The organism is Pedobacter sp. Bi27, from assembly GCF_918698255.1.
Classification (GTDB): domain Bacteria; phylum Bacteroidota; class Bacteroidia; order Sphingobacteriales; family Sphingobacteriaceae; genus Pedobacter.
This window is the reverse complement of sequence record NZ_CAKKMW010000004.1, coordinates 458,262-483,545: the sequence shown is the minus strand read 5'-3', so window position 1 is coordinate 483,545 and position 25,284 is coordinate 458,262. Positions and strand designations below refer to the sequence as shown.

The following is a 25,284-nucleotide window of genomic DNA, read 5'->3' as shown; positions in this document are numbered from 1 at the left end:
ATTTATTTACCATTTTAATTGCTATTTTGAGCCGAAAACCAAATACAATGAAAAGAATATTCGGATTAGTAATACTTACCGCTTTAATGGCCTGTAACCAGGCAGAAAAAAAATCTACAGAAACTAAAGATTCAACAAAAACAGATTCAGCATCGGTTAGAAATGAGGTTTCTATAAAAGACAGGCAGAAATCTGAAATCTTTAACCAATATGTAGATTTAAAAAATGCATTGGTAAAATCAGATTCAGCTAATGCACAAAAATCTGCAGCACAGTTACAAAGTAGTTTAGCTGCTTATAAAGGTTGTGAGCCAACTGCTGCTGTTGCTGGCAAAATCGCGGCAAGCAATAATCTTGTTTCGCAAAGAAAAGATTTCACGGTTTTAAGCGCAGATATAATTGCGTTATTAAAAAATGCGGAAATAGAAAAAGGCACAATTTATGTTCAGCATTGCCCTATGGCGAATAAAGGAGATGGAGGTGACTGGTTATCAACCGAAAAGGAAATTAAAAACCCTTATTACGGCAAAGAAATGCTGGAGTGTGGAAGAGTTGCCGAAGAAATCAAAGCAAAATAAGATTTCAGATCCTGTTTAATTAAGCACGATTGTTACGTCATTTTGACTAATTATTCATATTAATTTAACAGATTTGTTATGCATGTATATTAATTTTATATAATTTAGAAGCTATAAACACAATACAATAATATGTCAGATATTGCAGAGATCAAAGTTGATGGTAAGACAGTAGAATTGCCAGTAATTACAGGAACAGAAGATGAAAAGGCCATTGATATTTCAAAATTAAGAGATCTAACAGGTTTTGTTACTTTAGATACTGGTTTTAAAAATACTGGTTCTACCAAGAGTAAAATCACTTTTTTAGATGGTGAAAAAGGCATTTTAAAATATAGAGGTTATTCAATCGAAGAGCTTGCCGCAAAATCGAGTTTTTTAGAGGTTATTTATCTGATCATTTATGGAGATCTGCCAACACAAAAACAACTTGAAGATCTACAGGCTGACATAAGCAAGCATACTTTGATCCATGAGGACATGAAGAAATTTTTTGATGGCTACCCATCAAGATCTCATCCAATGGGTCAATTAGGTTCCCTGATCTTCTCATTGTCTACATTCTATCCTGAGTGTTTAAAACCAAATCAAACCGCAGAAGAACAAGATTTAACCATCATCAAACTTTTGGCTAAATTCCCAACCATTGTTTCTTTCGTTTATAAAAAATCATTAGGTCATCCGCTTATTTATCCAAAAAATAAATATGATTATGTAACCAATTTCCTTTGGATGACGTTTGGACAACGTACAGAGGATTATGATGTAAATCCGATTGTGGTTAATGCGATGAATAAATTGCTTATTCTGCATGCAGATCACGAGCAAAACTGTTCCGCATCTACCGTTCGTATCGTAGGTTCATCTGATTGTAATTTATATGCTTCCATTGCTGCTGGTATTGCTGCACTTTGGGGCCCACTACATGGTGGTGCTAACCAGGCTGTGATCGATATGCTTGAGTTGATTAAAGCCGACGGAGGTGATACAGAGAAGTGGATCGCAAAAGCGAAAGACAAAAACGATCCATTCCGTATGATGGGCTTTGGACATAGGGTTTACAAAAACTTCGATCCAAGAGCTAAAATCATTAAAAAAGCTTGTGATGATATTCTGGAAAACCTAGGTATTGATGATCCGATTTTAGAAATTGCTAAGAAATTAGAAGAAGCGGCTTTAACTGATCAATACTTCATTGACCGTAAGTTATATCCAAATGTAGATTTCTATTCAGGTATTATTTACCGCGCATTAGGCTTCCCATCTGAAATGTTTACCGTTCTATTTGCTTTAGGCCGTTTACCAGGATGGATTGCACAATGGAAAGAAATGCACGAGAATAAAGAGCCGATAGGTCGCCCTCGCCAGATTTATGTAGGTGAAACAGATAGAGAATTTGTTGAGCTTAAGGATAGAAAATAATTTCATTAAGCATAAAAAAAACCACCCGATAATATCGGGTGGTTTTTTTTATGGACGTTGCTTTTATCCACTAACCGTCATCTCGAGCGAAGTGTAGCGTAGTCGAGAGATCTGCAGAGATAGATCTCTCCATTCACTGCGTTCCAGTCGAGATGACGGCACTTTTTTAACGATGCGCGGTCGAAATTATGACATAATTTAAGTAGCTACGTAATAGATCAGGTTTACCATGATCACTTCAGATACACTAAATGCTATCCAATACATCACAAAAATACAGAACATTTTAAAAACTATACTCCAAGGTTTTCTTTGATAAAATACTTTTAAAGCGCTGTACATATACCAACAGATCCAAACTATAACACCTAGTTCAATAATAGTGGTAATAATGCCTTTCTTATCAAAAACATGCTTAATTATTGGATCAGTAAAAATTTGCACAATAAAATATGCAGTCATTCCATGGATGGCAAAAATCAGGTGATTTAAATAATAAATATGATTTTTCCTGAAATTCCACATAATAAAAAGTGCCAATAAAGGCATTAACAAAAAGTATTGTTTTGGTCGGTTATGCTCTAGCGTTTCTTGAATTACTTCCGATTTTTCTCCGATATTAATTGCCCTTTTTTTGATCATCCGCTCATACCAATTGTCTTGCTCCGCGGGTGGCAATTTCTTTTGCCTTCCTAAGTAGGCAGCATAAGTGCTATCGTTTCTTTCGATATGGATATCGTTATAATCTTCGATCATGTCGGCAATAGAATCAGACGCTAGTTTAGCATTTTCAGTTCTAAGCCTGTTCAGTTCCTTTTCCTGATCAGCAAAACCAAGTTTGATAAATTCTTTTTTCTTGATTGCTTTATTGATCGATGTTGTTGCCTTATTTGCAATGTTTTTAGGTATTCCTGAAAGCTTTAGCGCCTTATTTACACTGTCGGTAACACTTTCATCTCTTCGTTTTTCGGTTTTAGTTGAGTCATGAGTATCTTTTTTTACATGTTTTGGCGAATACACAACCAAAAAATATACGATGGATACGAAGATGTACATACTCACCGGATTAATATACCTTGCTCTTTTACCAGCTAAATAATCGAGTGTAACCTGCCCGGGCTTTGTTAAAAGAGGAGAGAGGGTTTGAAAGAATTTATTGTCGAAGTGAAAATAATGGGCTATGCTATGACTAATAAAAGCCCAGAAACTTTCTTTTAACTCTAAATTTGGTTGACCGCAATCGCTACAATAATGTTTCTCAACATGAGCGCCACAGTTTAAGCAATTGTGTTCTTTTCTATATTTACCAGCTGACATGGGATAAATCGAAATTATAAATGGTTAATGGCTTCTACTTCTGCTCGTGTATGTTTGTGTTTAAATATGACTACAAAAACTATGGCAATAACCAGCACATAAATGGTGAAAGATAACCAGATGTTGTGCCAGTCTTTCACATCTAATGCCCTGCTTAAATTTCCATTTTCTAATACACTGATTCCTTTATTTTTCAAAAATTGAAGGAGATGTTTATTGTCTGCTTCGCTCTTTACATATTTAGATAATGAATCAATGCTGCTATAATAGGTAGTAAAATATTTATTGATCATCCAACCTGACACTAAACTTCCAAACACAGCTCCAAAACCGTTAGTCATCATCATAAATAAACCTTGAGCAGATGAACGTGTTTTTGGTGTGGTTGATGTTTCTACGAACAGTGAACCGGAAATATTAAAGAAATCGAATGCCATGCCGTATACAATACAAGAGGTAATGATCATCCATAAATTGGTAGAAGGATCGCCAAAGGCAAATAACCCGAAACGTAGTACCCAGGCAAACATGGCAATTGCAATTACCCATTTAATCCCAAATCTTTTCAAAAAGAATGGAATAGCAAGAATAAATAGTGTTTCTGATATTTGAGAGATGGATAAAATGATCGTGGAATAGCGGATTACAAAAGATTCGGCAAATACAGGGAATAATTTAAATTCATCCAGAAAAACATCGCCATAAGCATTGGTTAATTGCAGTGCAGCCCCTAAAAACATAGAGAAGATGAAAAACAATGCCATTTTATAATCAGCAAACAGCTTGAATGATTCTAAGCCCAGTTTCTGTGCGAATGTTTTTTTCTCACTAATTAAATTTAAAGGTTTACAGGCAGGTAAAGTGAAAGAGTATATACCTAAAAATAAAGCACTTATACCAGCAATGTAAAATTGATTTGCACTTGCTTTATTCCCGGTTAAATTGGTAAGCCACATGGCGGCAATAAAACCAACTGTTCCCCAAACACGGATGGGGGGAAAGTTTTTTACCACATCGAAGTTGCCGTTTTTTAATGTTGTGTAGCTAATTGAGTTACTTAATGCAATGGTTGGCATATAAAAACACATAGACACCAATATTACCCAAAAGAAAGTGTGCGGATCTTCTACTTGAGGCAGATAGAACATGGTGGCTGCGTACAGGATATGTAAAATAGCATATAACTTTTCTGCATTGATCCATTTATCTGCAAGAATGCCTGTTATGGTTGGCATAAATAGCGATGCAATGCCCATTGTAGAGAAAATTACTCCAAAATCTGCACCGTCCCATTGTTTGGTTCCGAACCAATAATTTGCAATCGTAATTAACCAGGCAGCCCATACAAAGAATTGCATGAAACTCATTATAGTTAAGCGAAACTTAACGTTCATAATAATAGTTTAGTTTGATTATTGAAAGTAAAAGCTGAATATAGAACTATTTTGAATGATAATTCAAAATGAACCTAAATTATTTTAAACAATTTGGCTCATTTTAGAATTTAGCTTTTTATAGAGGGAATTTGAGAAAAAATTTAGACATTTTTTGAACGTAGAAACATTTTTTATGATACAATTCTATGATGTTCCGCGTTTATTCAATTCATCTCTTAATCTTGCGGCCTTTTCATAGGCTTCTTCGGCAATGGCTTCCTGTAATTTTTGTTGAAGTTCTTCTAATGTTAAATCACCAAAACCTTGTTGGGTAGTTGAGGTAGGCAAGCTATCCGCTTCGGGCTCTTTTGCAATAGAATCCATATTTTCGAGAAAAAGAAAATCATTCCCTTCTATTACGATTCCGGCAGAAGCCAAAATAAATTCGTAGGTATAAATCATGGCGTTAAAGCGAACGGCCAAAGCAATGGCATCAGATGTTCTGGCATCAACTTCATGTGTGTTTTTACCATCACTGCAGATCAACTTTGCGTAAAAAACACCATCAACCAGATTGTAGATGATAATTTCCTGGATATTGATATGAAAAGTGTCAGCCATTGATTTAAATAAATCATGTGTTAATGGCCTACTAGGAGTCATTTTCTCAATTTCTATCGCAATGGCCTGTGCTTCAAATGCACCAATAATTATCGGTAAGCGGCGGCGTCCATTTACTTCTCCTAAAACAAGGGCATAAGCACCAGATTGCGTCTGGCTGTAAGATAAACCTACAATATCTAATTTAACTTTTTTCATATTTGTTTTCCAAACCTCACAGGCATTTAAAACCTGCGAGGTTTAAAGGTTTATTTTTATGCTTTATGTGCTTTTAATGCTTCAATTAACTTTGGTACAACTTCAAAAGCATCGCCAACAATACCATAATCAGCCACTTTGAAGAAAGGCGCTTCCGGATCTTTGTTGATTACTACAATCACTTTTGATGAACTAACACCAGCCAAATGTTGGATAGCACCAGAAATACCGATAGCAATATAAAGGTTAGGACTAATGGCAATACCAGTTTGACCAACGTGCTCTGAATGTGGTCTCCAGTCTGCATCCGATACCGGTTTAGAGCATGCTGTAGCAGCACCCAACAAACCAGCCAATTCTTCGATCATTCCCCAGTTTTCTGGCCCTTTTAAACCTCGTCCAGCCGAAACTACCAATTCTGCATCAGGTAATGAAACTTTATCAGTTGCCCTAACAATCTCTTTAATAACAGTTCCTAAGTCTGATTGTTTAACATCAGCAGTAAAGGCCGCTATTGTCGCATCTGTAGCGTTCTCTTTAACGCCAAAAGCATTCGGATTTAAAGCAATTACTTTATTGGCCGATGTTAATTCGGTAATGGCGAATGCTTTACCTGAGAAAGCCGTTTTCTTAACCGAAAATTTACCATCAGTACTCGGTAATTCTACTGCACCATCAGCTAAACCTGCTTTAAGTTTTACTGCAATACGAGGTGCTAAACCTTTACCAGAGAAAGAGTTAGATAAAACTACAATATCAGCACCTTCTTTTTCTGCTGCTGCAGCGATAACACTTGCATAGGCTTGATTTACAAAGGTTTTTAACTGATCGGCACTTACGTTTAGTACTTTTGATGCACCGTATTTACCTAATTCCTTTAATTCGCTGTCGGCTACATCGCCAATAGAAATTGCGGTTAAATTAGTTGATTGTTGATCGGCAATGGCTTTGGCATAAGATACGGCTTCAAATACAGATTTCTTAAATTTCCCCTCAGCTTGTTCTACATATACTAATACTGACATATATTTATTTCTTTATCCTTAACAGGATGGTGTAAACGATTTGATTTATTATGACTTAAAACTAGATTACTTTAGCTTCACTATGAAGTAAGCCAATTAACGATTCCGTTTGGTCGGCAGGAATTAACTTAACCGTTCCGCGAGGAGCAGGGGTTTCATATTTTGTAACCTTGGTTACCTCTTCGATAGCAACTGCATCTACTACAGCCAATGGTTTTGTTCTGGCACTCATGATACCACGCATATTCGGGATTTTTGGCTCTGCTACGCCTTCAGCACAACTTGCAATAAATTTACCTGAAACGGTTAGCACTTCTTTACCGCCCTCAATTTCTCTTTCAATCGTTGCTGTATCACCATCAACATCTAATTTTTTTATAATTGATACAGATGGAATGTCTAAAAATTCGCCAACCATAGCAGCAACCTGATTACCGTTATAATCGATAGATTCACGGCCGGTTAGAATAATATTGAAATCTTTATCTTTTGCATATTCCGCAATCTGTTTTGCCACAAAATAGGCATCTCTCGGTGCCGCATTAACTCTAACTGCATCATCTGCACCAATTGCAAGCGCTTTTCTAATGGTTGGATCGTTGCCTGCTTCGCCTACATTAATAACCGTTACCGTTCCTTTACCACCTTCGGTTAGCTCAATTGCCCTTGATAAAGCGATTTCATCGTATGGATTAACAATATATTGCACTCCTGACGTATTGAATTCGGTATTATCATTAGTAAAAGTTATTTTTGTCGTTGTGTCTGGCACATTACTGATACAAACTAATATTTTCATATGTTAATAGTGGTTTTTATTGCTATGAAGCTATCGCAAGCCGAAATTTTTAGCTCATGATAATTTCATATGTTATATGTTTATTATATAAGGTCTTTCTGCAAATTTAATTAAAAAAGCAAGGAAATAAAATGTCATCAACCCGTTTAAGTAAGTTATTGGAATTTTTAGAAAGCGATCCTAACGATCCTTTCATACTATATGCCTTAGCCACAGAGTATAACGCACAAAATGATAAGGAAAAAGCTTATTCTTTTTACCTTCAGTTAACCGATAAACACCCCGATTATGTTGGCACTTATTACCATTTGGGGAAATTGCTTGAAAAAGATGATCAAAAAGAGAAAGCAATAGCCATTTATCAGAAGGGAATGCAAGTAGCACGCAACAAAAGAGACATGCACGCTTTTTCTGAACTACAGGGCGCATATAATACAGCTGCCGGATTAGATTATGAAGACGACTAGTTCAGTTAACAGTTATCAATTTTCAGTTCTGAGCTAATGCAAACAAATCCTATAGCTGCAAAAAAACAGTGGTTATTTATTAGAAACGTAATCTTTTTTACATTTACTTCTTTTGGAGGCGCACAAGCACACCTTGCTTTGTTGCTTAAATACTTTGTTCAGAGCACTAAGTTTATCTCTGAAGAAGAACTTTTAGAGTTAAATGCACTGGCACAGGTACTCCCCGGACCCGCATCCACCCAAACCCTGGTTGGGATAGCCTGGAAAGTTGGAAAACTTAAACTGGCCATTATTACTTTCCTGATCTGGATTTTACCTACAGCAACCATAATGACCTTTGCTGCAATTAGTTATGCTTTACTAGATCAAAAACAAAAATTTAACGATATTTTAGAATATATCCAGCCAATTGCATTGGGTATTGTGGCTTATGGTGCATGGAAACTTGGTAAAAAGGTTTTATCCTCTCAGGTTTCTATATTCCTTGCCATTGCCTCGGTTATTGCTACATTAGTTTTAAGAAATGCTTATGTGTTTCCATTGTCGATATTGATAGGCGGAATGATCTCTTCAGCCATCGAAACCCCAAAAGAGGAAGCAGAGTTAAGGGTTAAACTTTTTTCAAATATCAATCCTAAAAAACTGGTCTACTTTCTAGGTGCTTTACTTTTATTTGCCTTGGTAGGTGCAATTATAAACAGAACATCGCCCTTTAGTTTACCGATTCGTTTGCTCGAAAACTTTTACCGTAACGGAATATTGGTTTTTGGAGGCGGACAAGTGCTTGTTCCTTTGATGTTTACCGAGTTTGTAGAGATGAAACATTATTTGCCTTCATCTGGATTTTTATCAGGTTTTGCATTACAGCAGGCCTTACCTGGTCCAACATTTTCTTTTACGAGCTACTTAGGCGCATTAAGCATGAAGAATTTTGGTTACGGGTTATGGGGCCAAATTTTAGGAGGATTGATTGGGGTGATCGGCATCAACTTACCCGGACTAATCCTCGTTTTATTTATTGTACCGTTTTGGGACGATCTGAAAAAGATCTCACGGATCCGTCATAGCCTTTCAGGAATCAATGCGGTTAGCGTTGGATTTATTATCGCCGCTTTTGTGCTACTCTTAATACCAATGGGCTTTAACTGGATATTTTTAGGGATTATGGTCGCTACATTTTTGTTGTTAAATTTTACTAAAGTTAGTCCACCTGTTATTGTATTGGCAGGTATATTAATTGGATATTTATTTTAGTAAATTAGAATAACAGATGACCATTTGGTTTAGAAACGCATTAATAGTAAGTTTTTAGCCTATTGATAGCGACTGTTAAAGGCCTAGATATAATTGGAAAGCAATTACGGCACGCTGTAGGGTAATGTAGTCCCGCTATCACTGCTGCTCCGATGAAGGATCGGGAGCATTCGTTCTATCGGGTTTAGACTGGCTGGTTTCCTGCTACTACGTCAGTTTTCCGTGCGAGTGTATAATTTTCAGTTCCAAATGAAGCAGAGACTCTCTTTTGTATTAATGACAGGTGAGTTTAAAAGATTAAATCTTCTCAGATTATCGTCATTGTGAGAAGGCTTTTTCAGCCGACGAAGCAATCTTACAACGATCGCTACTAGCCTGCGCATTAAGATTGCTTCGTTCCTCGCAATGACGATCATTCTATTGAAGTCCGCCGCCTCAAGAGGAATAATTATCTCACAAAAATCATATGTATCACATGAAGATTTTGGAGCATTTTAGGTCGTGTGGGATTTCCTAAAACGGTGGATCATCATCATTATAATCGTCCATTTTTGAAGGACGGATAATCACGTTGCTTTGTTTTTCAAAATCCTGTGATGGGTACATTCCAGCTGAAGGATCAGCCGCAAACGAACTTGGCGGCGCATTGAAGTCTTCTTCCAAATCCGTAAACTTCACAAATTTACCCACGAATTTAAGTGGTACAATTCCGGTTTCACCGTTACGGTGTTTTGCAATGATAACCTCACCAATACCCGCTTGCGATCTTCCTTGTTCATCCTCGGTAATACCATAGTATTCAGGACGGTACAAGAACAATACCATATCTGCATCCTGCTCAATTGAACCCGACTCACGTAAATCGGATAACATTGGGCGTTTTCCCTGTAAACCTGGTCTACTCTCTACCGCACGACTTAACTGCGATAGTGCGAGCACCGGAACATCAAGTTCTTTTGCAACTGATTTTAGCGCTCTCGAAATACTACCAATTTCCTGCTCACGGTTACCACCGCCTTTTCCTTCGCCTTTACCATGCATTAACTGCAAGTAATCGACAATTACCAATTGAATATCGTATTGTGATTTTAATCTTCTGCATTTTGCCCTGAATTCAAAAATATTTAGTGCAGGTGTATCATCAATTAATAGGGGGGCTTCGGTTAAACGGCCAATTTTACTGTGTAACTGCTGCCATTCCCATTCCTGTAAATTTCCTTTCCTGATTTTTTCCTGTTCAATCTCTGCTTCTCCTGAAATCAAACGATTAACCAGCTGAACTGACGACATCTCTAGCGAGAATACTACCGTTGGCTTTGCAAAATCGACAGTGGCATTTCTTGCACAGGTTAGTACGAAAGCCGTTTTTCCCATCGCCGGACGTGCAGCAATAATTACTAAATCCTGCTTTTGCCAACCACCAGTTATTCTATCTAGTCCGGTAAAACCAGTTGGCACACCAGTTAAACCATCAGTTTTGGTACGAAGCTCTTCAAGTGTGGCTAACGATTGTTTAATGATATCGTCCATTTTCTGTGTATCTCTACGCAGGTTATTCTGGGCAATTTCGAAAAGTCCTTTTTCTGCCTGATCTAAGAGATCGAAAATATCAGTGGTATCTTCATAGGCATTTGTAATGATTTCGGTTGAGATTCTGATCAGTTCACGCTGAATATATTTCTGAGAAATAATACGGGCGTGAAACTCTATATTCGCTGCTGAGGCAACTCTATTGGTTAAGTTGGTAATGTAGTAGGCGCCACCAACCATTTCTAAAGAGCCTAATGTTCGCAGTTCTGCTGTTACTGTTAAAATATCAACTGGTCGCGATTTTTGAAATAGAATATGAATCGCTTCAAAAATTTTCTGGTGCGCAATATTATAAAAAACCTCTGGTTTCAAAACATCAATTACAGCAGAAAGTGCATCTTTTTCGAGCATTAATGCGCCAAGAACTGCTTCCTCAAGATCTAATGCCTGAGGGGGAATTTTCCCCTGTGAACTTATCGTATTACTTAACCTGCTTTTTCTAGCAGTCATACTGTTCTTTCCGCCTTGTTCGTTATCGATACTCATTCCACAAAAGTAATGAAATTTTGATGCGGTTGTTCGAATTAGTTACTAGCTGTTTGTTAACAAATTGAAGCATAATCAGATTAAATTTTATTGGATTTATGATGCCGTATAAATTTTTAAACAATTAAATGTTAATAAGGCGCACATTGTTTAGGCCTAAAACATTTTATTTGAATACTTTTGCCTAACAATTTCAAAACATGGATAATTTTAGAAGACCGCAACGCGCAAAAGAGAATAATGAGTTTGTATTCGGCATCAGAGCCGTAATAGAGGCCGTTAAAGCAGGAAGAGACATTGAGACCATTTATCAGCAGCGCAGTCTGGGCGGCGATCTTTTTTTAGAATTAAAAGCCCTTTTAAAAGATACTTTGATTCCTCTAAACTCGGTTCCTATTGAAAAACTGAACCGGATGTCGCAAAAAAACCATCAAGGGGTAATTGCGGTTATTTCGCCGATTACTTATCAAAATATTGAAGACATTATACCAACCGTTTTCGAAAGAGGTGAGGTGCCATTAATTTTGGTTTTAGATAGCGTGACCGATGTTCGCAATATGGGGGCTATTGCCCGTACGGCCGCCTGCGTAGGTGTTCATGCTATTGTTGTTCCCTTAAAAAATGCAGCACAAATCAATGCTGATGCCATTAAAACCTCTGCTGGCGCCTTATTCAGCATTCCGATTTGTCGCCATGCTAACCTACATAAAACCTGTTTATTTCTACAAGAAAGTGGTTTGCAAATTGTAGCCTGCACCGAAAAAACCAGTGACTTTATTTACGCACCAGATTATACTATGCCTACGGCAATTGTAATGGGATCTGAAGACGAAGGAATTTCTAATGATCTTTTAAGGGTAGCCGATCACCTGGCTAAAATACCCATGGCCGGAAAAATCGAATCGTTAAATGTTTCAGTAGCTGCTGGCGTAATATTATATGAGGCGGTTAGACAGCGAACGATCTAAAGCCAGATATAAAGAGGAAGAGAAAATGAATAACAATTAGTACGTCCCATGGTGGCGTCTTCCTGAACTTGTTTCAGGATCTTACACAAGGGGTAAGACGGAAAATATAAAATGGATGATGAAGACTATGCTACATCATCCATTTTACATTTCATGTATCTATTAAATGAATTTATTTCCAAATCTCGATTTAACTTCAGCCACAAATTCTTTAACCTTTTGCTCTTCATTTCTTGGGCAGATCATCAGCATATTATTATTTTCCACTACAATGTAATCGTGCAGCCCCTGTAGGATAACCAATTTATCTTCTGGAACATTTACCATACAGTTTGATGAATCAAACATCAGTACCTGTTGTGAAGGGATAACGGCATTACCCACATAATCTTTCTCTGCCATCTCATAAATAGAGGCCCAGGTTCCTAAATCAGACCAGCCGAAATCAGATGGAAGCACGTAAACATTTTCTGCTTTTTCCATAATCCCAAAATCTATTGAAATATTGGTGCACTGGAAATAAGCATTATTGATAAAGGCCTTTTCTCCTTCAGTATTCAATTCAGACCTGCCGATATTAAATATTTCATACATATCTGGCAGATGTTTTTCGAAAGCACTTAAAATCGCTTTAGCCGACCAGATAAATATCCCGGCATTCCATAAGAAATCGCCGCTTTGTATAAATGATTTTGCTAATTCTAAGTTTGGCTTTTCAGTAAATGTTTTAACCTTATGCAGGTCGGTATCCGTATTAAGCACGTAATCAGTATGTTGAATATAACCATAGCCGGTATCTGGACGGTTTGGTTTAATCCCTAATGTGATTAAACAATCGTTTTTCGAAGCCGCATCCAATGATTGCTCAATAGACTGTATAAAACCATCAATATTGGCAATGGTATGATCAGAAGGGGCAACAACGATGGTGGCATCGGGATTTAATTCGGCTATTTTTAAACTTCCATAAGCAACACAAGGTGCTGTATTTCTTAACAATGGTTCGGCTAAGATCTGATTTGCGCTAAGCTGAGGTAACTGCTCTTTTACTAAATCCGAATAAATTTCGTTAGTAACAATAAAAATATTTTCAGGAAGACAAATTTTTAAAAATCGATCATAGGTGCTCTGTATCAAAGTTTTTCCTACACCGAAAAAATCGATAAACTGTTTTGGGTATTCTGTTCTGCTTACTGGCCAAAAGCGACTTCCGACGCCACCGGCCATAATCAATGCATAATAGTTTTTATTCATCTTATAAATTAAAATTACACGATACCTTCATTTAGAAGATCGTGTAAGTGGATAATGCCAAAGTAAGTATTTTGTTCTAGAACTAACAACTGCGTTATATTGTTTTGCTTAATAATAGCTAAGGCATCAACTGCTAAAGCATCAAATTGTATGCTCTTTGGTGTTCTACCCATGATATCTTCGGCTTTTAAGTTTGCAATAGAATTGTTATTTTCTAACATCCGTCTTATATCGCCATCGGTAATAATGCCAAGTACTTTATCATCGCTATCAACAACAACAACTGCACCCAAACGGTTTTTACTAATTTCTATTAACACATCTTTAACCGATGCGGATGGATGTATGGAAGGTTTCTCATTAGACAAAGCCAAATCCCGGGCTTTTAAATAGAGTTTTTTACCTAATGATCCGCCTGGATGATATTTCGCAAAGTCGGATTCATTAAAATCTCTGCACTCCAATAAACAAATAGCTAGGGCATCGCCCAATGCCAACTGCGCCGTTGTACTGGTAGTGGGTGCCAAATTATGTGGACAGGCTTCTTTTTCGAAAGAAGTGTTCAAAATCAGATCGGCCTGTTCGGCTAAAAAAGAATTCAATTCACCAACCATCCCGATGAGCAGATTGCCAGATGTTTTTAACAAGGGGGTAAGCACTTTTATTTCTGGTGTGTTTCCACTTTTAGAGAGGCAGATTACAATATCGTCTACCTGGATCATCCCCAGATCGCCATGAATAGCATCTGCGGCATGCATAAAAATAGCAGGGGTACCTGTTGAATTAAAAGTTGCGACCATTTTTTGTGCAATGATTGCACTCTTTCCTATACCCGTGACAATTACCCGCCCTTTGCCATGTAAAATGCTTGATACGACTTTTTCAAAATCGCTGTTAATATTCTTTGCAACATTTAGTATTGCTGCTGCCTCAAGCTCTAATGTGCTTACAGCGGATTGGATTATTGATTTTTTACTTTTCAAAGAGAAAATAATTGTCTGTTAATACTTGAAATTCTTGTAAAATTATGTTATTTTGGATACAAAAATAGCATCGCATATTTTATTACACAAAATGGACGTGAAAAAGTCGTTATTTGATAACCTACAAAATTTCTTCGGGTTTGACAATTTCAAAGGTGATCAGGAGTCGATCATTACAAATATTTTAGAAGGCAATAACACATTTGTTATTATGCCAACAGGCGGAGGGAAGTCTATTTGCTATCAGTTACCTGCTTTAATGAGCGAGGGAACAGCAATTGTAATCTCTCCACTAATTGCATTGATGAAAAACCAGGTTGACCAATTAAGGGCTTTTGGTGGAAATGACAGTATTGCTCACTTTCTTAATTCATCCCTAAATAAATCTGAAATTACTCAAGTTAAATCTGATCTTTTAAGTGGTCAGACTAAGTTATTGTATGTTGCGCCAGAGTCTCTGGCGAAGCAGGATAATATTGAATTTTTAAATCTGATTAAAATCTCTTTCGTTGCCGTGGATGAAGCACATTGTATCTCTGAATGGGGACACGATTTCAGGCCAGAATACCGTAAGATTAAACAGGTTATTGCCGGATTAGGAAATAATATTCCAATTATTGCATTAACAGCAACTGCTACGCCAAAAGTACAGCAGGATATTATGAAGAATCTTGGAATGACGGAAGCAACATTGTTTAAATCGTCATTTAACAGGCCCAACTTATTTTACGAAATCCGCCCTAAAAGAGACATTACCAAAGAAATTATTAAATATATCAAATCTAATCCGGGCAAATCTGGGATTATTTACTGCCTTAGCCGTAAAAAGGTTGAAGAAGTGGCAGAAGCATTAAATCTAAACGGAATCAGTGCCCTGCCGTATCATGCGGGGTTAGACCCAAAGGTTAGGGCCGAAACGCAGGATAAATTTTTGATGGAAGATGCTGAGGTTATTGTTGCAACCATTGCCTTTGGTATGGGGATCGATAAACCAGATGTTCGCTTTGTGATTCACCATGACGTGCCTAAAAGTATGGAGGGTTATTACCAGGAAACTGGCAGGGCCGGGCGTGATGGTGGCGAAGGCGTATGTATTGCTTTCTACGCTCAAAAAGACGTAGACAAGCTGGCTAAATTTATGAAAGATAAACCAGTTTCGGAACGTGAAATTGGCACGCAGATATTAAAAGAAGTGATCGATTATGCTGAATCTGGCGTATGCCGACGTAAGCAGATCCTTCATTATTTCGGTGAAAACTTTAACGAAACGGGCTGTAACTGCATGTGTGATAACTGTAAAAAGCCTAAAAAGCAATTTGATGCAGAAAGTCAGTTGTTGACCGTTTTAAAATTTATCGAAAAATCAGGCGAAAAATTTGACGACGCACATTTGTTAAATGTATTTTTAGGTTTAGAAACCGCTCAAACCATTGCTTACGAACACAGCAAGATTCCTGAATTTGGAATCGGTAAAGAAGAAGGCGAGCTGATGTGGAAATCGATTATCCGCCAGGCTGTTTTAAATAATTACCTTTTTAAAGACATTGACAATTACGGTTTATTAAAGTTAACCAAACAGGGAAGAGATTTTATTATCAACCCTTATAGCCTTAAATTCATACTAAACGAACCAATAGAGAATGGTGCTGATGACGATGACGATGATGTAAAACAAGGTACAGGTGCTTTAGATACCCATCTTTTATCATTGCTTAAAGAACTACGTAAAAAAATTGCGAAGCAGAAAAGTGTTCCGCCATTCGTAGTTTTCCAGGATCCCTCTTTAGAGGAAATGTGTACACATTACCCGATTACGACGGAAGAGCTTCGCCAGATTTCTGGTGTAGGTTCGGGTAAAGCAATGAAATTCGGGACACCTTTTATCGAATTGATCAAAAAATATGTCGAGGATAACGATATCGAACGTCCAATCGATTTGATTATTAAAACTCAGGCCAATAAATCGCAGATGAAGGTTTCGATCATTCAAAATATCGACAGACAGATTGGTTTGGAAGATATTGCCGATTCGAAAGGCATCACTTACGAAGAAATTCTGAAAGAAGTAGAATCGATTGTAAACTCTGGTACTAAACTTAACCTGAATTATTTCATTGATGAAGTAATTGATGATGATAGACAGGGTGAAGTATTTGATTATTTCAGAGCAGCCGAAAGCGATTCTATCGATGAAGCACTTAACGAATTAGGCGAAACCGATTATACCCGCGAAGAAATTCAATTGATGCGGATTAAATTCATGTCAGAATTAGGAAATTAAAAATTAGATGTGAGATGCTAGATTTGAGATAAACTCAGATCTTATGTCTCACATCCCACATCTCAACTATGCTTAACTATTTAGATAAATTAAAAAATACAGATTCGGGAAATTTCTTTTTAATGGCTGGTCCGTGCGCTATTGAAGGCGAGGATATTGCCATGAGAATTGCCGAAAAGATTATTACAATTACTGATAAACTTCAGATTCCATATATTTTTAAAGGTTCGTACCGAAAAGCAAATAGGAGCAAAGGAAGTTCTTTTACAGGCATTGGCGATGAAAAAGCTTTGCGCATTTTAGAAAGGATTGGTAGGGAATTTGGTGTGCCAACAGTTACCGATATCCATGAAAGTGGCGAGGCCGCAATGGCAGCTGCTTATGTAGATGTACTGCAGATCCCTGCATTTTTATGTCGCCAAACTGATTTATTAATTGCTGCCGCCGAAACCGGAAAAGTAGTAAACGTTAAAAAAGGTCAGTTCCTTTCTGCAGGTTCTATGAAATTTGCCGTTGAGAAGGTAAAAGAAGCCGGAAACAACAAAGTGATTTTAACAGATAGAGGCAATACTTTTGGTTATCAGGACCTGATTGTTGATTACCGTGGTTTACCCGAAATGCAGAGTTTCGGTGTTCCGGTAGTAATGGATTGCACACATTCTCTACAACAACCTAATCAAAGTAGTGGTGTTACCGGCGGTAAGCCAGAATTGATTTCGACTATTGCTAAAGCAGCAATTGCAGTAGGAGCAGATGGCTTATTTATTGAAACACACCCTGATCCTGCAAATGCAAAATCGGATGGTGCCAATATGTTACATTTAGACCTATTGGAAGAAACATTGACCAAACTGATAAGAATCAGACAAGCTATACTTTAATTTTGACTAGCCCGAAAGTATTTCTCACTGCCGAATGGCGCAAACTGGCTTTGGCACAGTATGCTGTGGATAAAGAAATACTTTCGGAATACTTGCCCGCACATACTGTACTGGATGATTGGCAGGGCAAGTATTATGTGAGTTTAGTTGGCTTTATGTTTGTTGATGTTAGGCTACGGGGCTTTAATATTCCTTTTCACACTAATTTTGAAGAGGTTAATTTAAGGTTTTATGTTAAATTTAAGGATGGAGATACGTGGAAAAGAGGAGTGGTATTTATTAAAGAATTTGTACCAAAGCCTGCCATCACCTTTGTAGCCAACACCATTTATAAGGAGAATTACCAAACATTTCCGATGAAACATGTTTGGATTGAACAAAAACATCAGCTTGAGGTAGATTATCACTGGAAGAACCGAACCTGGCATAATTTTTCGGTTATAGCTTCTTCAAAGGCAGAAGAAATACAGATTGGTAGCGAAGAAGAATTTATTACAGAACATTATTGGGGTTATACTAAAATCAGCACCAATAAAACATCAGAATATGGTGTAGAACATCCACGTTGGCAAGCTTATCCTGTAAAAGATTATAAAATTAATGCCGATTTTGGAATTAACTACGGAAATGATTTTTCTTTTTTAAATGATGCTAAGCCTGATTCTGTATTCTTGGCTGAAGGATCTGAAATAAGGGTACTAAAAGGGAAGCAATTTTAATTGCCAAGCTAAATCGTCATCTCGACCGCAGTGGAGAGATCTTTTTAATTCAATTAATAATTTTGCTGAAAGATCTCTCTCCCAAGTTCGGGATTGCACTTCAGTCGAGATGACGATCTTTTATTGAGCCTTTCCAGTCCTGTGCTTTCTTGACTAAGTTCAGAACAACAAATTTACCATTATATCCTATGGTAATCTCCGCGCCAATTTTTAATGGCTTTTTTGATCTCATCAGGAGATAACTTATCAACCACGGTTTTATCAACCAAAGCTAAATATTCTTCATCACCAGCAAAACGCAAAGCCATAATTTGCCCCATTCTCAGCTCACTCGGAAGTGCTTTACCCGCAAGGATATAATAACGTAATTTTTCTTCAGCCCTAGCAGCTCTGTCCTGTGCCTTAAGTGCAAACATCCGTGCCATTACAGCTATAATGCCAATCAGGAAAAATGCAAGCACAAGCAAGCCCGTAATTATAGTAGGTATGGCTATGCAACAATAAATGGCAAAACCTAATCCTAAAACCGCTAATGGTATTGTGAAAAAATGAAAAGGTGGATAAAATCTCTTATGGTTTCCGTAATGCTGAGACATTTTTATTTTTGATTAAGTTGTATTACTTCTTTTTATTCCTTGAAATTTGAAGCACATTTTTAATGTGCATCGCAACCGCTGCGCTCTGAATATTTTCTCCAGTTTCGATATAGCGATTTACCGGCCCACCACATTTAAGACAAAAGCCTTTTAAAATAATATCATTCAATTTATTTAAATAAGGTTTATAATTCGTGATGGTAGACACCTTTTTACATCCAGTACAATAGCAGCTTTCCAGTATAACATTGAGGTGCTTGTATTGCGCTAACATAATAATTTCTACATCGTAGTCATCAATTTCTATTTCCATAAAATCTGCCAATTATATTTTAGTAATTACAAACGATGTTCTACGATTGTTTTTCCTACCTGATTCAGTTTTATTATCAGCGATCGGTTTACTTGCTCCAAAGCCCTTAAAGGTAAGCCTTTTGGCATCAATACTATTTTTGATCAGGTACTCGTAAACTGCATTGGCACGGTTAAAAGACAACTTTTCATTCAACTTATCATCGCCAACATTATCGGTATGACCTTGAATCTCAATCTGTACGTTTTCGTTTTCTTGCAAAAAATCGATAAGTAGATCCAGTTCACGGATAGAGGCGGGCAAAAGATTAAACTTATTGGTATCGAAGAAAATGTTTCTTAAGGTTACATTTCCACCTTGCTTTATTTTTTCGATGTAAACCTCAATCTGGTAAGGTTTATAGATATCTCCTGCCTTGAGCTCAAAGTTTTCGGAGTAAAACATATAGCCTTCGGCATTTACATTGAACAAATAATTGCTCCCAACAGGCATTACCGCTAAAAACTGACCAGTTTCTGGATCAGTATAATCGTCGAAAACAGTTTTATTGCTTTTCAGATCAACCACCTGAACATTACTTTCTATCGTTTTTTTAGTATCCCGGTCCCTTACAATTCCTTTCACATAAGAAACCTTCAGCGGTTTAGCTACTTCAGGAATTCCAAAACTATAAATATCCTGTAAGCCAAAACCTCCTTTTAAATTTGAAGAAAACAAGCCGAAATTTCCATCGGCACTTACGACCAAGCCACTTTCATCTTCGAAAGAATTGATTGGATAACCGATATTAATTGGCTTTTGCCACTTGCCATCATTATCCATTCTGCTATAATAAATATCTTTGTTTCCAAAACCTGGCCAACCATCAGAAGAAAAATACAAAGTTCTTCCATCAGCATGCAAAAACGGTGTATTTTCATCATAAGCCGTGTTGATATCAGGTCCAATGTTAATGGCCGGTCCCCATTTGGCTTCATCGGTAATGCTGCTTTTCCAGATATCATAACCTCCAGATCCACCGGGTCTGTTGCTTATAAAATACAAAGTTCTTCCATCAGGACTGATTGCCGGTTGTGATTCCCAATATTCTGAATTAACGGGTTTCCCAACGTTGTAAGGTTCGCCCCAATCTTTTCCCTCGCGGTGTGAAACATAAATATCACACCTACCCAGGCCATCTGGTCGGTTGCATCCCGTAAAAAAAAGGTACTTCCCATCAGGTGAAATGGTTTGGGCCCCTTCATTGTATCGGGTAGTATTTATTTTGCTGGATAAAGGAGTAGCAGCATCCCATTTACTGCTTTTAAGCTGTGATGTCCAGAAATCTTCATTACCATTTAGCTGACGCGTAAAAACCAAAGTTTCACCATCAGCTGTTATTGCAGGAAAGTACTCAGCATCTGTTGTATTTACACCTTCACCTAAATTTGTTGGACTATATTTTACGGGTTTCTTGATTGCTATGGCAGCAAAATCACAATCTAAAAGATATTTCTTTGCTCTTCTTGCTCTATCAGATAAAGAATCTAATATCAAAAATTCACTAAAATGCTGTTTCGACTTTAAATAATCCTGAGTTGCGAATTCGGTTTCAGCCAAGCCATAAATTACAGCCGGAGCTACAGTTTTATTGATCAATATGGCTTTTTCGTAAGCACCTTTGGCTTCAGTATACTTTTTTTGTGCTTTATAAACGCCAGCAAGCACAATATAGGCATTCTGAAATAACGGATCAGCTTCAACAGCACTTTTTAATATCTGTTCGGCAGCAGCATAATCTAATTTATCAATAAATGGACCGGATTTTTCAAAAAAAAACTGTGCTTTTTTATTCGGGGAACTTTGCCCAAAACAATAAATACTCAGTATGCTAAAGAAGAGGACTAAGCGAAATTTCATTACATTAACATTTGGTTATAAAGCTAATGTATTGTTTTTAAGGAATATTTAAAAATTTGTGCGTTTGCAAAGAAATTTCCCATTTTGGGTTTGCCATTACATAATCAATAATCAATGGTGTAATTTCTTTTGATTTAGACCATTCTGGCTGTAGATATAATTTACAGGTGGGAGACACCATAGCCGCGTATTCTTCAGCCCATTTAAAATCACTTTTATTAAAAACGATCACTTTTAATTCGTGCGCAAAAGGTGTAATATCCGGTCTTGGTGCTTTAAATTTCTTTGGTGATAAACAGATCCAGTCCCAATTTCCAGAAAGTGGATAGGCACCAGATGTTTCGATAAAGGTAAGAATGCCTCTTTCTTTTAGTTTGTTGGTTAAATAATCGAGGTTATAAATCAAGGGCTCGCCACCGGTAATTACAACAGCCTTACCCGGAAACTTATCGGCGTTTTCAACAATTACATCAGAAGCCGTAAGTGGATGCATTTCGGCATCCCAGCTTTCTTTCACATCGCACCAATGGCAGCCTACATCGCAGCCCCCTAAACGGATAAAATAAGCTGCTTTACCAGTATTAAATCCTTCGCCCTGTATGGTATAAAATTCTTCCATTAAAGGAAGTAATGTGCCGTCTTCTGGTATGTCTTGTTTCATTTTTGAGGATGCAAATATCCTAAAAAAATATGGTGATGCTGTTCCTCTTTTGAAATTTAATGTAAAGATGAAATAAGACTGATATTTATTTGCTGTATTTTAGCTGGATGAAGTGGTTTAAGGCGCTAAATAATAATCAAATTCCCCGTCCTGATACAATTAAAACAATAGAAGTTGCGGGAAAACAGATTTGTTTGATTAACAATGAAGAGAAAATTACCGCAACCCAATCGCATTGTCCGCATGCTGGGGGGCATTTTAGTGGCGGCTGGTGTAAAAACGGGCATCTGGTTTGTCCGATCCATCGGTACGAATACAGTTTAACCACGGGAAGGGGAGCAGAGGGGCAAGGTGATTATATCAATATCTATCCAACTGAGTTGCGCGAGGATGGCCTCTATATCGGTTTTGAAGAAAGCTGGTGGAGTAAACTTTGGAGTTGATTTTTAACCACAGATAAAAGGATGAACACAGATGTATTATACTGGTTCATTAGTCATTAGTTCATTGGTAAAGCAGATTGCCTATTGTAAACTGGGTATTGGCTAACCGCTTTTCAATTAACAAAAAAAGCGATTCAATCTTCTTGAACCGCTTTTCCTTCTTTAGTCTTTAATCTTTCACCTTTAGGCTTAAGAATATATCTCTTTTCTAGCTGATGCTAACGTGTTTTTTAATAAACCAACAATAGTCATTAAACCCACACCACCAGGAACAGGCGTAATGTAAGAAGCTTTGGGTGCTACGTTTTCGAAATCTACATCACCATATAGCTTAAAACCGGATTTGGTTTCAGCAGAAGTTTCGCGGTTAATACCTACATCGATAATAATGGCACCAGGTTTAACCATATCGGCAGTAACAAAATTCTTTTTACCAATAGCGGCAATCACAATATCAGCTTGAAGAACCTGTTCTTTTAAATCTTTAGTACGAGAATGGGTAAGTGTTACCGTACAATTACCAGGGTTGGCATTGCGGGCCATTAAAATACTCATTGGGCTACCTACAATGTTACTACGACCAACAACCACACAGTGCATTCCGGTAGTATCGATATTATATTCCTGCAGCATCAATAAAATACCATAAGGTGTAGCCGGGATAAAGCAAGGCAGGTTGCGCATCATTCTACCCAAATTTACCGGGTGGAAACCATCCACATCTTTACGGTGATCGATCTCTTCGGTAACTTTCTCCGGATCAATATGTTTTGGCAAAGGCAATTGAACAATTAATCCGTCTACATCATCATCCTGGTTAATTTCTTCAATTTTCGCCAATAATTCAGCTTCAGTTACTGAATTATCATATCTATGCAGTGACGATTTAAAACCAACTTTTTCGCAGTTTTTCATCTTACTGGCCACATAGGTTTCGCTTCCTCCATCGTTACCAACTAAAATAGCAACTAGGTGTGGCTTGCGACCACTTTTATTTAAAAATTCGGCAGCTTCTTCTGCAATTTGAATTTTAACTTTTTCTGATACGTATTTACCGTCTAATAATTTCATTCTAAAAGTATCGAGTAGTGAGAATCAGGTATCAAGACCAATGGTCAACTCAATCATCACTGTGCTTTAACTATATTTTTATCTTAATACCTAATACTGGTATCTTGATACTATATTAATCTAATTTCAAAACCGCCATAAATGCACTTTGTGGAATTTCTACGTTTCCAACCTGACGCATACGTTTTTTACCTTTTTTCTGCTTTTCCAATAACTTACGTTTACGGGAAATATCACCACCGTAACATTTAGCCGTTACATCTTTACGTAAAGCACTCAGTGTTTCGCGGGCAATAACTTTAGCACCGATAGAAGCTTGTATTTTAATCTCGAATTGTTGACGAGGGATTAACTCTCTTAATTTCTCACAGATTTTCTTTCCAAAATCGTAAGCATTGCTTCTATGGATTAAAGATGATAATGCATCAACGGGCTCATCGTTTATTAACATATCTAAACGAACCAAATCGGATTTACGATAACCAATCTGATGATAGTCGAAAGATGCGTAGCCTTTTGAGATCGTTTTCAATTTATCATAAAAATCAAATACAATTTCGCCCATTGGCATTTCAAAAACCAGCTCAACACGATCAGATGTTAAATACGATTGATTTACAATTGTTCCTCTTTTCTGAATACAAAGTGACATTACAGGACCAACAAAATCAGCTTTGGTAATGATGTTTGCTTTAATAAACGGTTCTTCAACTGAATCCAATTTACTTGGATCTGGCAAATCGGATGGATTATTTACAAAAATTTCATCCCCTTTAGTAGTGTGGGCAATGTAAGATACGTTGGGAACGGTTGTGATAACCGTCATGTCGAATTCACGCTCCAAACGCTCCTGGATAATCTCCATGTGCAACATACCAAGGAATCCACAACGGAAACCAAAGCCTAATGCCGCAGAGCTTTCCGGTTCGAAAACAATAGATGCATCATTGAGTTGCAACTTGTGCATGGCTTCGCGAAGTTCTTCAAACTCTTCCGTATCAACAGGATAAATACCTGCAAAAACCATTGGTTTAACCTCTTCAAAACCTTGAATCGAATCTAAAGATGGTCTTGCAGTAGTCGTAATTGTATCACCAACTTTCACCTCTCTGGCTTCTTTAATACCGGAAATAATGTATCCCACATCTCCGGTTTTTACCACATTACGTGGTGACATATCCAGTTTCAGAATCCCAACCTCATCAGCCAGGTATTCTTTGCCAGTATTAATGAACTTTACTTTGTCGCCTTTTTTAATTTCGCCGTTTACTACTTTATAATAAGCAATAATTCCCCTGAATGAGTTAAAAACAGAGTCGAAAATCAAAGCTTGCAAAGGTGCTTCCGGATCACCAACCGGAGCAGGAACACGGTCAACAATGGCCTGGATAATATCAGGAATACCCATACCGGTTTTACCCGATGCAGGAATAATATCTTCTCGTTTACATCCGATTAAATCAATAATCTGGTCTTTTACTTCCTCAGGCATTGCCCCAGGTAAATCCATTTTATTTAAAATCGGAATAATTTCAAGGTCGTGTTCAAGTGCTAAATATAAGTTAGAAATGGTCTGTGCCTGAATACCTTGCGAAGCATCAACAATAAGCAATGCACCCTCGCATGCAGCAATGGAACGCGAAACTTCGTACGAAAAATCTACGTGTCCAGGTGTATCAATCAGGTTGAAATTATATTCAATATCACCAACTTTGTAGTTCATTTGTATGGCATGACTTTTAATTGTTATGCCTCTCTCACGCTCTAAATCCATGTTATCGAGCAATTGTGCCTGCGCTTCACGCTTAGAAATCGTCTCGGTGTATTCTAATAACCTATCAGCCAAAGTACTTTTACCATGGTCGATATGTGCAATAATGCAAAAATTACGTATATGCTTCATCTTTGCGCAAAGATATGCTTTTTAAGGTAATTTTTAATCTAGAAAATATCTACTTCAAGCAATTGATTTGAAAAGCAAATACAGTGACTTTTCTGTTGCTGCAATCCTGCTTTCTACTTTACTCCGTTGCACTCTGTGTACGTTCCAATCAGGTTTATTTTATCAGAGATGGTTTGCTT

Annotated in this window: 23 protein-coding genes; 9 read left to right on the top strand and 14 right to left on the bottom strand. The window is 37.3% G+C overall.

The features are described from left to right. The first annotated feature begins 47 nt into the window (after positions 1 to 47). Both LQ227_RS15915 and LQ227_RS15910 read left to right on the top strand, forming a co-directional pair. A complete protein-coding gene (locus LQ227_RS15915) occupies positions 48 to 578 on the top strand; it encodes a DUF3347 domain-containing protein (protein WP_230141357.1) in 531 nt (176 codons plus the stop codon). 132 nt (positions 579 to 710) lie between these two features. Then, positions 711 to 2,000: a citrate synthase gene (locus tag LQ227_RS15910; protein ID WP_057934373.1), complete on the top strand. Its 1,290-nt coding sequence runs from the start codon at positions 711 to 713 to the stop codon at positions 1,998 to 2,000. 198 nt (positions 2,001 to 2,198) lie between these two features. Here LQ227_RS15910 and LQ227_RS15905 read toward each other — a convergent pair whose 3' ends face one another. The 5 genes from LQ227_RS15905 to LQ227_RS15885 all read right to left on the bottom strand — a co-directional run bounded on the left by LQ227_RS15905 (position 2,199) and on the right by LQ227_RS15885 (position 7,336). Further along, positions 2,199 to 3,317: a DUF3667 domain-containing protein gene (locus tag LQ227_RS15905; RefSeq protein ID WP_230141355.1), complete on the bottom strand. Its 1,119-nt coding sequence runs from the start codon at positions 3,315 to 3,317 to the stop codon at positions 2,199 to 2,201. Positions 3,318 to 3,331: 14 nt separating this feature from the next. Beyond that, positions 3,332 to 4,711 (bottom strand): nucleoside permease, encoded by a 1,380-nt coding sequence (locus LQ227_RS15900; protein ID WP_131031974.1) that lies wholly within the window; start codon positions 4,709 to 4,711, stop codon positions 3,332 to 3,334. A 186-nt stretch (positions 4,712 to 4,897) separates the two neighbouring features. Then, entirely contained in the window at positions 4,898 to 5,512 is a 615-nt protein-coding gene (locus LQ227_RS15895) for a bifunctional nuclease family protein (RefSeq protein WP_230141347.1), read from the bottom strand. Positions 5,513 to 5,568: 56 nt separating this feature from the next. Continuing rightward, positions 5,569 to 6,537 (bottom strand): electron transfer flavoprotein subunit alpha/FixB family protein, encoded by a 969-nt coding sequence (locus LQ227_RS15890; RefSeq protein ID WP_230149956.1) that lies wholly within the window; start codon positions 6,535 to 6,537, stop codon positions 5,569 to 5,571. A gap of 61 nt (positions 6,538 to 6,598) precedes the next feature. Next, positions 6,599 to 7,336 (bottom strand): electron transfer flavoprotein subunit beta/FixA family protein, encoded by a 738-nt coding sequence (locus LQ227_RS15885; RefSeq protein WP_230141344.1) that lies wholly within the window; start codon positions 7,334 to 7,336, stop codon positions 6,599 to 6,601. A 131-nt stretch (positions 7,337 to 7,467) separates the two neighbouring features. On the opposite strand from LQ227_RS15885, the gene LQ227_RS15880 reads away from it, so the two are divergent. Both LQ227_RS15880 and chrA read left to right on the top strand, forming a co-directional pair. Continuing rightward, positions 7,468 to 7,803 (top strand): tetratricopeptide repeat protein, encoded by a 336-nt coding sequence (locus LQ227_RS15880; RefSeq protein WP_108198752.1) that lies wholly within the window; start codon positions 7,468 to 7,470, stop codon positions 7,801 to 7,803. Between the two features lie 36 nt (positions 7,804 to 7,839). Next, on the top strand, positions 7,840 to 9,057 hold the full coding sequence (gene chrA / locus LQ227_RS15875; RefSeq protein ID WP_230141342.1) for a chromate efflux transporter: 1,218 nt from the start codon (positions 7,840 to 7,842) through the stop codon (positions 9,055 to 9,057). 513 nt (positions 9,058 to 9,570) lie between these two features. Here chrA and dnaB read toward each other — a convergent pair. After that, on the bottom strand, positions 9,571 to 11,133 hold the full coding sequence (dnaB, locus tag LQ227_RS15870) for a replicative DNA helicase (RefSeq protein ID WP_108198750.1): 1,563 nt from the start codon (positions 11,131 to 11,133) through the stop codon (positions 9,571 to 9,573). 200 nt (positions 11,134 to 11,333) lie between these two features. On the opposite strand from dnaB, the gene rlmB reads away from it, so the two are divergent. After that, positions 11,334 to 12,101, top strand: a complete 768-nt coding sequence (gene rlmB, locus LQ227_RS15865) for a 23S rRNA (guanosine(2251)-2'-O)-methyltransferase RlmB (RefSeq protein ID WP_230141339.1) — start codon at positions 11,334 to 11,336, stop codon at positions 12,099 to 12,101. A gap of 162 nt (positions 12,102 to 12,263) precedes the next feature. Here the strand turns inward: rlmB and LQ227_RS15860 are convergent, their stop codons facing one another. Further along, positions 12,264 to 13,355, bottom strand: a complete 1,092-nt coding sequence (locus tag LQ227_RS15860) for a mannose-1-phosphate guanylyltransferase (protein WP_230141329.1) — start codon at positions 13,353 to 13,355, stop codon at positions 12,264 to 12,266. 14 nt (positions 13,356 to 13,369) lie between these two features. Beyond that, positions 13,370 to 14,338 carry an SIS domain-containing protein gene (locus LQ227_RS15855; RefSeq protein ID WP_230141328.1) on the bottom strand — a complete coding sequence of 323 codons (969 nt, stop codon included), beginning with the start codon at positions 14,336 to 14,338 and terminating at the stop codon, positions 13,370 to 13,372. A gap of 91 nt (positions 14,339 to 14,429) precedes the next feature. Between LQ227_RS15855 and recQ the strand changes: the two genes are divergently transcribed. From recQ to LQ227_RS15840, 3 genes are all read left to right on the top strand, one after another. Next, positions 14,430 to 16,619 (top strand): DNA helicase RecQ, encoded by a 2,190-nt coding sequence (recQ, locus tag LQ227_RS15850; protein WP_230141326.1) that lies wholly within the window; start codon positions 14,430 to 14,432, stop codon positions 16,617 to 16,619. Positions 16,620 to 16,687: 68 nt separating this feature from the next. Beyond that, positions 16,688 to 17,500: a 3-deoxy-8-phosphooctulonate synthase gene (gene kdsA, locus LQ227_RS15845; RefSeq protein ID WP_025146274.1), complete on the top strand. Its 813-nt coding sequence runs from the start codon at positions 16,688 to 16,690 to the stop codon at positions 17,498 to 17,500. 2 nt (positions 17,501 to 17,502) lie between these two features. Beyond that, positions 17,503 to 18,219, top strand: coding sequence for a YqjF family protein (locus LQ227_RS15840; RefSeq protein ID WP_230149954.1), 717 nt, complete (start codon positions 17,503 to 17,505; stop codon positions 18,217 to 18,219). Between the two features lie 179 nt (positions 18,220 to 18,398). Here LQ227_RS15840 and LQ227_RS15835 read toward each other — a convergent pair whose 3' ends face one another. The 4 genes from LQ227_RS15835 to LQ227_RS15820 are packed head-to-tail and all read right to left on the bottom strand — an operon-like array spanning position 18,399 to position 21,688. After that, positions 18,399 to 18,815 (bottom strand): DUF6526 family protein, encoded by a 417-nt coding sequence (locus tag LQ227_RS15835; protein ID WP_230141321.1) that lies wholly within the window; start codon positions 18,813 to 18,815, stop codon positions 18,399 to 18,401. 22 nt (positions 18,816 to 18,837) lie between these two features. Next, on the bottom strand, positions 18,838 to 19,128 hold the full coding sequence (locus LQ227_RS15830; RefSeq protein WP_230141319.1) for a hypothetical protein: 291 nt from the start codon (positions 19,126 to 19,128) through the stop codon (positions 18,838 to 18,840). 12 nt (positions 19,129 to 19,140) lie between these two features. Continuing rightward, positions 19,141 to 21,027: an OmpA family protein gene (locus tag LQ227_RS15825; RefSeq protein WP_230149953.1), complete on the bottom strand. Its 1,887-nt coding sequence runs from the start codon at positions 21,025 to 21,027 to the stop codon at positions 19,141 to 19,143. Positions 21,028 to 21,064: 37 nt separating this feature from the next. Next, on the bottom strand, positions 21,065 to 21,688 hold the full coding sequence (locus tag LQ227_RS15820; RefSeq protein ID WP_057934199.1) for a 7-carboxy-7-deazaguanine synthase QueE: 624 nt from the start codon (positions 21,686 to 21,688) through the stop codon (positions 21,065 to 21,067). 107 nt (positions 21,689 to 21,795) lie between these two features. On the opposite strand from LQ227_RS15820, the gene LQ227_RS15815 reads away from it, so the two are divergent. After that, complete coding sequence (locus LQ227_RS15815; protein ID WP_230141314.1) at positions 21,796 to 22,131, top strand: Rieske 2Fe-2S domain-containing protein; 336 nt, start codon at positions 21,796 to 21,798, stop codon at positions 22,129 to 22,131. A gap of 189 nt (positions 22,132 to 22,320) precedes the next feature. Here the strand turns inward: LQ227_RS15815 and LQ227_RS15810 are convergent, their stop codons facing one another. Next, positions 22,321 to 23,202 (bottom strand): bifunctional 5,10-methylenetetrahydrofolate dehydrogenase/5,10-methenyltetrahydrofolate cyclohydrolase, encoded by an 882-nt coding sequence (locus LQ227_RS15810; protein ID WP_230149952.1) that lies wholly within the window; start codon positions 23,200 to 23,202, stop codon positions 22,321 to 22,323. A gap of 115 nt (positions 23,203 to 23,317) precedes the next feature. Then, positions 23,318 to 25,105 carry a translation elongation factor 4 gene (gene lepA, locus LQ227_RS15805; RefSeq protein WP_230149951.1) on the bottom strand — a complete coding sequence of 596 codons (1,788 nt, stop codon included), beginning with the start codon at positions 25,103 to 25,105 and terminating at the stop codon, positions 23,318 to 23,320. Positions 25,106 to 25,284: the final 179 nt, after the last annotated feature.

What these genes read in the sequence shown, in the direction of transcription:
- LQ227_RS15915 (WP_230141357.1), top strand. Translation starts at nt 48, where the DNA reads ATGAAAAGAATATTCGGATTAGTAATACTTACCGCTTTAATGGCCTGT.
- LQ227_RS15910 (WP_057934373.1), top strand. Translation starts at nt 711, where the DNA reads ATGTCAGATATTGCAGAGATCAAAGTTGATGGTAAGACAGTAGAATTG.
- LQ227_RS15905 (WP_230141355.1), bottom strand. Translation starts at nt 3,317, where the DNA reads ATGTCAGCTGGTAAATATAGAAAAGAACACAATTGCTTAAACTGTGGC.
- LQ227_RS15900 (WP_131031974.1), bottom strand. Translation starts at nt 4,711, where the DNA reads ATGAACGTTAAGTTTCGCTTAACTATAATGAGTTTCATGCAATTCTTT.
- LQ227_RS15895 (WP_230141347.1), bottom strand. Translation starts at nt 5,512, where the DNA reads ATGAAAAAAGTTAAATTAGATATTGTAGGTTTATCTTACAGCCAGACG.
- LQ227_RS15890 (WP_230149956.1), bottom strand. Translation starts at nt 6,537, where the DNA reads ATGTCAGTATTAGTATATGTAGAACAAGCTGAGGGGAAATTTAAGAAA.
- LQ227_RS15885 (WP_230141344.1), bottom strand. Translation starts at nt 7,336, where the DNA reads ATGAAAATATTAGTTTGTATCAGTAATGTGCCAGACACAACGACAAAA.
- LQ227_RS15880 (WP_108198752.1), top strand. Translation starts at nt 7,468, where the DNA reads ATGTCATCAACCCGTTTAAGTAAGTTATTGGAATTTTTAGAAAGCGAT.
- chrA (WP_230141342.1), top strand. Translation starts at nt 7,840, where the DNA reads ATGCAAACAAATCCTATAGCTGCAAAAAAACAGTGGTTATTTATTAGA.
- dnaB (WP_108198750.1), bottom strand. Translation starts at nt 11,133, where the DNA reads ATGAGTATCGATAACGAACAAGGCGGAAAGAACAGTATGACTGCTAGA.
- rlmB (WP_230141339.1), top strand. Translation starts at nt 11,334, where the DNA reads ATGGATAATTTTAGAAGACCGCAACGCGCAAAAGAGAATAATGAGTTT.
- LQ227_RS15860 (WP_230141329.1), bottom strand. Translation starts at nt 13,355, where the DNA reads ATGAATAAAAACTATTATGCATTGATTATGGCCGGTGGCGTCGGAAGT.
- recQ (WP_230141326.1), top strand. Translation starts at nt 14,430, where the DNA reads ATGGACGTGAAAAAGTCGTTATTTGATAACCTACAAAATTTCTTCGGG.
- kdsA (WP_025146274.1), top strand. Translation starts at nt 16,688, where the DNA reads ATGCTTAACTATTTAGATAAATTAAAAAATACAGATTCGGGAAATTTC.
- LQ227_RS15835 (WP_230141321.1), bottom strand. Translation starts at nt 18,815, where the DNA reads ATGTCTCAGCATTACGGAAACCATAAGAGATTTTATCCACCTTTTCAT.
- LQ227_RS15830 (WP_230141319.1), bottom strand. Translation starts at nt 19,128, where the DNA reads ATGGAAATAGAAATTGATGACTACGATGTAGAAATTATTATGTTAGCG.
- LQ227_RS15825 (WP_230149953.1), bottom strand. Translation starts at nt 21,027, where the DNA reads ATGAAATTTCGCTTAGTCCTCTTCTTTAGCATACTGAGTATTTATTGT.
- LQ227_RS15820 (WP_057934199.1), bottom strand. Translation starts at nt 21,688, where the DNA reads ATGAAACAAGACATACCAGAAGACGGCACATTACTTCCTTTAATGGAA.
- LQ227_RS15815 (WP_230141314.1), top strand. Translation starts at nt 21,796, where the DNA reads ATGAAGTGGTTTAAGGCGCTAAATAATAATCAAATTCCCCGTCCTGAT.
- LQ227_RS15810 (WP_230149952.1), bottom strand. Translation starts at nt 23,202, where the DNA reads ATGAAATTATTAGACGGTAAATACGTATCAGAAAAAGTTAAAATTCAA.
- lepA (WP_230149951.1), bottom strand. Translation starts at nt 25,105, where the DNA reads ATGAAGCATATACGTAATTTTTGCATTATTGCACATATCGACCATGGT.